This window comes from Synechococcus sp. RedBA-s (assembly GCF_024345495.1).
Classification (GTDB): Bacteria; Cyanobacteriota; Cyanobacteriia; order PCC-6307; family Cyanobiaceae; genus Regnicoccus_A.
Map to the genome: position 1 here is coordinate 25,953 of NZ_JAGQBF010000027.1, position 8,385 is coordinate 34,337.

At 68.3% G+C, this 8,385-nt stretch carries 8 protein-coding genes; 7 read left to right on the top strand and 1 reads right to left on the bottom strand.

What is annotated here, in order from left to right; all coding sequences use genetic code 11:
- Positions 1-260: 260 nt before the first annotated feature.
- From atpD to KBY67_RS11430, 4 genes are read left to right on the top strand one after another with little or no spacing between them, the layout of a single operon-like run.
- On the top strand, positions 261-1,739 hold the full coding sequence (gene atpD / locus KBY67_RS11415; RefSeq protein WP_255111158.1) for a F0F1 ATP synthase subunit beta: 1,479 nt from the start codon (positions 261-263) through the stop codon (positions 1,737-1,739).
- Positions 1,740-1,777: 38 nt separating this feature from the next.
- Positions 1,778-2,185 carry an ATP synthase F1 subunit epsilon gene (gene atpC, locus KBY67_RS11420; RefSeq protein ID WP_255111159.1) on the top strand — a complete coding sequence of 136 codons (408 nt, stop codon included), beginning with the start codon at positions 1,778-1,780 and terminating at the stop codon, positions 2,183-2,185.
- Positions 2,186-2,201: 16 nt separating this feature from the next.
- Positions 2,202-2,876 (top strand): transaldolase family protein, encoded by a 675-nt coding sequence (locus tag KBY67_RS11425; protein WP_255111160.1) that lies wholly within the window; start codon positions 2,202-2,204, stop codon positions 2,874-2,876.
- Positions 2,873-4,006, top strand: coding sequence for a rhomboid family intramembrane serine protease (locus KBY67_RS11430; RefSeq protein ID WP_255111161.1), 1,134 nt, complete (start codon positions 2,873-2,875; stop codon positions 4,004-4,006). Before KBY67_RS11425 ends, KBY67_RS11430 begins: the two co-directional genes overlap by 4 nt.
- Positions 4,007-4,046: 40 nt before the next feature.
- Here the strand turns inward: KBY67_RS11430 and KBY67_RS11435 are convergent, their stop codons facing one another.
- Positions 4,047-6,293, bottom strand: a complete 2,247-nt coding sequence (locus tag KBY67_RS11435; protein WP_255111162.1) for a transglycosylase domain-containing protein — start codon at positions 6,291-6,293, stop codon at positions 4,047-4,049.
- Between the two features lie 152 nt (positions 6,294-6,445).
- Here KBY67_RS11435 and KBY67_RS11440 point away from each other — a divergent pair, with 152 nt between their 5' ends.
- The 3 genes from KBY67_RS11440 to KBY67_RS11450 form a co-directional block, all read left to right on the top strand.
- On the top strand, positions 6,446-6,625 hold the full coding sequence (locus KBY67_RS11440; RefSeq protein ID WP_255111163.1) for a hypothetical protein: 180 nt from the start codon (positions 6,446-6,448) through the stop codon (positions 6,623-6,625).
- On the top strand, positions 6,622-7,338 hold the full coding sequence (locus tag KBY67_RS11445) for an FHA domain-containing protein (protein WP_255111164.1): 717 nt from the start codon (positions 6,622-6,624) through the stop codon (positions 7,336-7,338). The genes KBY67_RS11440 and KBY67_RS11445 overlap by 4 nt, the downstream gene beginning before the upstream one ends.
- A 19-nt stretch (positions 7,339-7,357) precedes the next feature.
- Positions 7,358-8,385: protein kinase domain-containing protein (locus KBY67_RS11450; RefSeq protein ID WP_255111166.1), on the top strand; the 1,028-nt coding region annotated here is incomplete at its 3' end.

Sequence of the window (8,385 nt, forward strand, 5' to 3'; positions counted from 1 at the left end):
ATGCGACAAAGTGACGCCTGCGGCGCCACGACAACGGCGAGTTGGCACTCGTGCCCGTTGACTGCCAACTTAGACGAAGCGCCTGCGCCTCTGCCTTCTGATCCCTGTGCGGGTCACCGAACCTGCCCAGTCAGTTCCCACCGCCAGCCGCCGTGGCCTGACGAACAGGCGGCGGCCTCAGCGGAGCCGGCATGAGCGAGTGGTAAGGTTGCGCCGCTTAAGGCGGGAGGCACCCGCTGCGCAAACCCCTTTCTTGACCTATGGCTGCTGCACCCGCAACCTCCAGCACCTCCACCGGCGCCAAGGGCGTTGTTCGCCAGGTGATCGGTCCTGTGCTGGACGTTGAATTCCCCGCAGGCAAGCTTCCGAGGATCTTCAACGCCCTGCGCATCGAAGGCCGCAACTCGGCCGGACAGGACGTGGCCCTGACCGCTGAAGTGCAGCAACTGCTGGGTGATCACCGGGTCCGTGCCGTCTCGATGAGCACCACCGACGGTCTGGTGCGCGGTATGGAAGCCCTCGACACCGGCGCACCCATCTCTGTGCCCGTGGGCGAAGCCACCCTCGGCCGCATCTTCAACGTGCTGGGTGAACCGGTCGACGAGCGCGGTCCGGTCTCCACCACCCTCACTTCGCCGATTCACCGAGGGGCTCCCAAGCTCACCGAGCTGGAAACCAAGCCCAAGGTGTTCGAAACCGGCATCAAGGTGATCGACCTGCTGGCCCCCTACCGCCAGGGTGGCAAGGTCGGCCTCTTCGGTGGCGCCGGCGTCGGCAAAACCGTGCTGATCCAGGAGCTGATCAACAACATCGCCAAGGAACACGGCGGTGTGTCGGTCTTCGGTGGAGTGGGTGAGCGGACTCGCGAAGGAAACGACCTCTACGAAGAATTCAAGGAATCCGGAGTGATCAACTCCGAAGACCTCAGCAAGTCGAAAGTGGCCCTCTGCTACGGGCAGATGAACGAGCCTCCAGGCGCCCGCATGCGGGTGGGCCTCTCGGCGCTCACCATGGCCGAGCACTTCCGTGATGTGAACAAGCAGGACGTGCTGCTGTTCATCGACAACATCTTCCGCTTCGTGCAGGCTGGCTCTGAAGTGAGCGCGCTGCTGGGCCGCATGCCCTCCGCTGTGGGCTACCAGCCCACCCTCGGCACCGACGTGGGTGAACTGCAGGAGCGCATCACCTCCACCCTGGAGGGCTCAATCACCTCGATCCAGGCGGTTTACGTTCCAGCCGACGACCTCACCGACCCGGCTCCCGCCACCACCTTCGCCCACCTCGACGCCACCACGGTGCTCAGCCGCGGTCTGGCCTCCAAAGGCATCTATCCCGCTGTGGATCCCCTCGATTCCACCAGCACGATGCTCCAGCCCTCCGTGGTAGGTGATGAGCACTACCGCACCGCCCGGGCCGTGCAGAGCACCCTTCAGCGCTACAAGGAACTGCAGGACATCATCGCCATTCTCGGCCTCGACGAGCTCTCCGAAGATGACCGCCGCACGGTGGACAGGGCCCGCAAGATCGAGAAGTTCCTCTCCCAGCCCTTCTTCGTGGCCGAGATCTTCACCGGTCAATCGGGCGAATACGTGAAGCTCGAGGAGACCATCAAGGGCTTCAACATGATCCTCGCCGGCGAACTCGACGACCTCCCCGAGCAGGCCTTTTACCTGGTGGGCACGATCGATCAGGTCAGGGCCAAAGCCCAGAAGATTGCCGCCGAAGCCAAGAAGGGCTGAGTTCCACCATCCCATCCGCTTCCTGAGCACCCGTCACCATGACTCTCAACCTGCGCGTTCTGGCTCCCGACCAGAGTGTCTTCGACGGCACTGCCGACGAGGTGATCCTGCCCAGCACCTCCGGCCAGGTGGGCATCCTCACCGGCCATGTCTCAATGCTCACGGCCCTTGATGTGGGCGTGATGCGCCTGCGGGCAGGCAAGGACTGGACCAGCATCGCCCTGATGGGTGGCTTTGCCGAAGTGGAGGCCAATGAGGTCACCGTGCTGGTGAACGGTGCCGAGCTGGGCTCACGCATCGACGCCGGCAAGGCCGAGCAGGAGTTGGAGCTGGCTGAGCAGAAGGCAGCCGGATTTGAAGGGCAGCCCGCCAGCACCGAGAAGGTGAAGGCTCAGCAGGACCTGGCCCGCTCCCGCGCCAGGCTCCAGGCCACCAGAGCCAACTGAGGCGGCGGGGCTCTGCATGAGCCTGCGATTCTTCCTCGATTCGGCCGATCCTCTCGCCTGGGAGGAATGGATGTCCACAGGGTTTTTTCACGGCATCACCACCAATCCCACGCTGCTGCGGCAGGCCGGCCAGGTCTGCAGCGTCTCTCACCTGCGCTCCCTCAGCCGGCGGGCCCTCGATTTCGGCTGCCAGGAGCTGCATCTGCAGGCCTGGGGGCGCGAGCCCGAGGCCCTGCTGGATTGCGCCCTCGCCCTCGCTGAGCTGGGCCAGGGGCAGATCACCATCAAAGTTCCGCTCACCAGGGCCGGCACCACCGCCGCGACAAAGCTGGTCGCCCGCGGCATTCCGCTCACCTTCACCGCCTGCTACGAAGCCCCCCAGGTGCTGGTGGCCGCAGCCCTCGGCGCCCGCTACGTCGCCCCCTACCTGGGCCGCATCCAGGACCTGGGCCGGGATGGCCACCAGGAGCTGATCACGATGCAGCAGTGCGTGGATCACAGCGGCTCGAGCCTGAAGCTGCTGGTGGCCAGCCTGCGGGTCACCAGCGACCTCAGCCGCCTGGCGGCGGCCGGGATGACCACCTTCACCCTCTCCCCCCAGCTGGCGGCGGCCCTGTTCAGCTGCGAGGCCAGCAACGCCGCCGCGGCCCGCTTCGACGCCGATGCCGACGCCACCCTGGTGCAGCGGTGAGCAGCAAGGGACGGGAACTCGGTCTGCAGCTGAGGGCCTGGCACAAGGCCGGCACCCCGGGACTCAGCAACGGCAGGGCCATCGCCAACCGGCTGGTGGATCTGCTCGGGGCCGAGGAGCGCCTCAAGGGCCCTGTACGCGATCTGGCCGACCAGCCCCTGCTGCTGCGGGCCCTCCAGGAGAGCGGCGCCGGCCGCAGCACCTCCGTGCAGCTGCTGGCGGAGCAGCTGGGCAGCACCTATGCCCCAGCCGTGCTGGAGGAACTACTCGATCTGCTGGAGGCGGCCACGGGGGTGACCATCACCCGGCCCCAGGGTCCTGGTCCCAGCGCTGACTCCTCTGCAGCCCAGAGGCCTGAGCCGCAGTCGGCGGGGCGGGCGATGGGGCACTCGCTGCGGGCCATGGGCCCAGGAGCGGCCCTGGCGGCGGGCGCGGCTCTGGTGCTGCGCTGGCTCAGCGGCGAGCTGGACCGCTGGCTGTTCCGGTCGTGGGGCTGGCAGGGCTGGCTGGTGCTGGCGCTCACCCTGGCCCTGCTGCAGGCCCTCAGCCTCGGTCCGCTGAAGTGGACACGGCGCCAGTGGCCCCTGGAGCAGGCCGATGCCAGCGAACCCCGCCAGGCCTGGCGCTGGATCACCGCCCCCTGGATCCACCACAACCCCCTCGAAGCGGTGCTGAATGTGGCGCTGCTGCTACTGCTCCTGAGGGCTCCCTCACCGCTGCCCCTGGCCGATGTGGTGCTGCGCTACACCCTCACCAGCCTGGCCACCACGGCCCTGGCGCTGCTGGTGGCGGAGCGGCGCACCAGCGAGCGGCGCTGGGATGGGGCCGCCGGAGCGGTGAGCGCCCTGATCGGCCTGGCGGCCGGCTCCAGCCTGCTGTACTGGCGTGCGCTCTCCTTCAACCTGGGCCCGATCGAGATTCCCAGCTGGGTGCTACTGCTGGTGTACGGCGCCCTGCAGCTGGGCTGGCAGCTGCCCCGCCAGAGCGAGGACGATGACAGCCTCCCCCTGGATCGCCTGCTCAGCAGCCAGTGGTGGTGGGGCCTGGCACTGGGGGTGGCCTGGGCGCTGGTCAACCGCTTGGACACCCTGCTGGACCTGGCTCTGAAGGCGAGGGGAGCCGGGGGCTGAACGAGATCAGCTCACTCCAGATCTGGTTTCTAATCTGGGTTCAGCTCTGCTTCCCCGCACTGATCGCGGCCATGTAGCGCCCCCACAACTCGGCCACCAGGGCGCCGCTGGCCGCCTGGGCCGGCCGGTTATCGTCGTTGCCCATCCAGATGGCGGTGAGGATCTCCAGCGATGGGGAATAGCCGATGAAGAGCACGTCAACGCCGTTGTCGGTGGTGCCGGTCTTGCCGCGGCCATCGGCCACCACCGCCGCCGCCCGGCCCGTGCCGCTGCGCACCACCTCCGCCAGCAGACCGTCCATCACGGCGGCATCGCTCTCGCGCAGCAGCTGGCGGGGCTGCTCACCGATGGGGGTGGTCACCCCCCGCTCCGGGCAGGTGGCGAGGCTGTAGATCGAGCGGCAGATGCCCAGGTCGTAGATCTTGCTGACGCCATGCATCGGCACACTGCGGCCCCCGTTGGCCACCACGGCATAGGCCCGGGCCAATTCGTAGAGCAGGGTTTCACGGCCGCCGAGCATGGTGTTGAAGTCAGCGTCGAGGGGGGTGCTGATCCCCAGCTGACGGGCCTTGCGCACCACCTGCTTCAGGCCGGCTTTCTCGGCCAGGCGCAGGGCCACCACGTTCTCGGAATCGGCGAAACCCCGCACCACACTGATGCTGCCGCTGCCACCACTGCCCTGGCGACAGCCGGCCACATAGGAGAGGGGGGCACAGGAGATGGCCTCCTCGGGGCTGGTGCCGGTCTCCAGCGCCGTCAGGTAGGGGAAGAGCTTGAAGGTGGAGCCGGGCTGACGCAGGGCCTGGACCCGGTCGAAGCTGGAGCGGGAATAATCACCGCCGCCCACATAGGCGAGGATCTTGCCGCTGCGGTAATTGAGCGAGATCAGGGCCCCCTGGGTGAGCCCCACCCCCGCGGCTGGCCCCTCAAGAAAGCGCTGCAACTGCTGCTGGGAGAGCTGCTGCAGCTTCGGATCGATCGTGCTCACCACGTAGTAGTTCCCGCCTGAGGCCTTCTGCGAAAGGTTGAGGCCGAAGCGGGTGCCCTCCAGCTCGCCGAGCACGTAGTCGCTGAAGAAGGGATAGCTGGAGAAGCTGGAGTCGCGGCAGGCCGAGGGATCGATGTTGAGGGGCCGCCGCTGAGCATCGATCAGTTGCTGATCGCCCAGATAGCCCTGCTCATGCATCAGCTTGAGCACCAGGTCGCGGCGCTCACGGCCGGCGGTGGGATCCTTGGTGTTGCAGGGGCTGTAGCCATTGGGGCTGGGCAGCAGGCCCACCAGGAAGGCCGCCTGTCCCACGTCAAGCTCCGTGGCCGACTTGCGGAAATAGAGCCTGGAGGCCTGCTCGAAGCCATCGGTGCCGAGGCCCAGATGGGCCCGGTCGAGGTACATCTTCAGGATCTGGTTCTTGCTGTAGCCCACCTCCAGCTGCAGGGCCACCCACAGCTCCCGCAGCTTGCGGCTGAGGCTGTAGTCGGTACCAACTTCGGGGTAGTAGATGCGGGCCACCTGCTGGGTGAGTCCGCTGCCGCCGCCGCTGCCCAGCAGCACCGAGCGCAGGGTGCCAAACAGATCGACCCCGCTGTTCCAGCCGAAGCGCGCCTCCTCCGAGGCCATCAGCGCCTGGCGCAGGTGCAGGGGATAGGCCTGCAGGGAGGGCAGAGCGGTGGCGGAGCCCTCCTTGGCGTCAATCTGCTGACCGGAGGCCGAGACGATCTTCACGGGGCCCGAGATCAGGCGAATGCGCGAGCCACCACCGACGGAGGAGACCAGCAGCAGACCGCCCACCAGCAGTCCGGAGCCCAGCAGGCTGCCCAGGCCCAGCAGGTGCAGGGCCTGCTCCAGCGGGCTGCGGAAGTGCAGGTAGCGCAGGCGAGGAGCCGAGCCCCTGAGCGGCGAGCCCAGCTGCACCTGATCGCCATGGCGCAGGCGGATGGAGCGGATGCGGCGGTCACGGTGGAAGAGGCCGTTGGCGGAGTTGAAGTCTTCGAGTGCGAAATCGCGCTCACCGGGGCGCGGCTTCTCCAGGATCGCGTGCACACGGCTGAGGCTCTCCGCCTCGATCGGCAGCTCACAGGCTGGATCGCGGCCGATGCGATAGCGCCCCTCCGAGAGCACGGTGCGGCTGATCCGCCGCTCCCCGAGCCAGAGTTCCGCCACGGCCTGGCGTTCCAACAGCTGGCCCCACGCAAGGCGAATGGCGGCGGGGCGCCCATCGGGCCCTCCACGCCTCCAGGCGGCCAAGAAACGGCGCCAGGCGCTCCCCGGAGTGGACGGCTCGACCATGCGGAGCTGAACAGGCAGGCCTTGGGGATACGCTACGCGCAGCGATCTCCCCGCCCGTACTGAGCCAGCGCGATCCCTGGGAGCCCTTCAGGCTCTGGCTGGCCATCACGATCGGGCTCTATGCGATCCGGGCCAGTTTTGCCGCCACCTGGGTGGGGGCCATTCCCGGCTGGGTGCTGCTGGTGATGGTGCTGGTGGCCCTGCTGCTGGCCAGCAAGGCCCTGCTCTTCCCCGGCCGGGTGACCCCGCAGCGAACGGGCGATGGTGGCTGGTGGAGCGACCTGCAGGACGACTGGCGCCTGTGGTGGCACCGCCGCCAGGGCAACCCATGACCCCACATCCAGCCCAGCTGCGCCTGCGGGATCAGCCGGACAAGCTGGCCCGGCTCGATCCCGCCCGGCCCCTGACGATCGGGCGGGAGAGCAACAACCGCCTCTGCATGCCTGAGCAGCTCGGGCTCTCCCCCCACCACGCCGTGGTGCGCCACTCCAACAGCCACCAGAGCTGGGTGGTCTGCGACTGGCAGAGCGCCGATGGCACCTTCCTGCGCGGGGAGCGTCTGCAGCAGTGCCGGCCCTTGGCCGATGGCGATGAGATCCGGCTCGGGATGCGTGGTCCAGTGCTGATCTTCGAGCTCACTGCTGCAGCCCCCGCGGTTCAGCCAGCGGCCCGGGCGGCAGCGGCGCCAGCGGCCCAGCCGCCGGCGGCAGCGGTCAGCAGCCTCGACATCGCTGGCCAGCAGATCCCCCTGGAGCAGATCCGATCGGCCACGGTGCAGAGCCTGCCCCGCCACCCCCACATCTTCAGCTGGTGGCTGCTGGTCTGCCTGGGCGGTCTGCTGCTGCTGCCGTTCCCCGTCCTGTTCTGGCCCCTGGAACTGGCGGCCCTGGCCGGCTGGATCCTGCTGGGCTCCCGTAAGGAGCACACCCTCACGGTGGAGCTGCGGGATGGCCGTGCCCAGCGCCGCAGCTTCGCCAACCGGCTCACGGCCCTCTCCCATCGCAACGGGATCCGCAAGGCCATCGGCCAGAGTCTGGAGGCCTGAACGCCGAAGCCAGCCCTCCGTGACCTGGATCCTGCCGGAAGGCGCCAGCCTTGATCTGGAGGGGATCTCCAGCCCACTGCAGGTGCTGCGCGGGCTCGGTGGCGGCAGCCAGGGCCAGGTGTTCGAGGTGGAGGTGGCCGGCGAGCGCCTGGCACTGAAGTGGTATCTGCCGGCCTGCATCGCCCGCGATCCCCACCTGAAGCGGCGCCTGGGCGAGAGCATCCACGCCACCGCCCCCAGCGAGGCCTTCCTCTGGCCGCTGGCCCTGGTGACGCCCGGCCCTGGCGCCTTGCCGCTGCTGCGGCTCACGGAGCCGGGCTTCGGCTACCTGATGCAGCTGCGGCCGCCGGGGTTTGTGGGGGCCCATGAGCACGTGGGCGGCCACCTGGCCATCGGCCTGCTCCAGGTGCTGAGGGCCGGCTTTTTCCTGGCTGAGGCCTTCCACTCCCTGCACCTCAAGGGCCTCTGTTACAAGGACATCTCCCTGGGCAACCTGTTCCTTGAGCCCTCCAGCGGCCGCATCCTGATCTGCGACAACGACAACGTGGATGTGGATGGGCGGGATCTGGGCAGCGTGCTCGGTACCCCGGGATTCATGGCCCCGGAGATCCTGATGGGCCGGGCCCGGCCGGGGGCCAACAGCGATCTCTTCTCCCTGGCGGTGCTGATCTTCCGCCTGCTCACCCGCCACGATCCGCTGCGGGGCCGGAGGGAGCTGGCGATCCACTGCCTGGATGAGCCCGCCCGGCGCCGTCTCTACGGCGAAGACCCCCTGTTCATCTTCGATCCGGTGGATGCGAGCAACCGCCCCGATCCGATCGAGCACGCCGCGGCCCTGATCACCTGGCCGATCTATCCAGAACCGATCCAGCGGCTGTTTGAGCAGACCTTCTGCGCCGGGATGCAGGACCCCCAGCGTCGGGCGCTCACCGGCCAGTGGATGGCGGCCCTGGCCGCGGCCCTCGACCAGCGTCAGCTCTGTGGCTCCTGCGGCCAGGAAACCTTCCCCGCTCCCAGCGAACCCGCCCCCCTGTGCTGGAGCTGCGG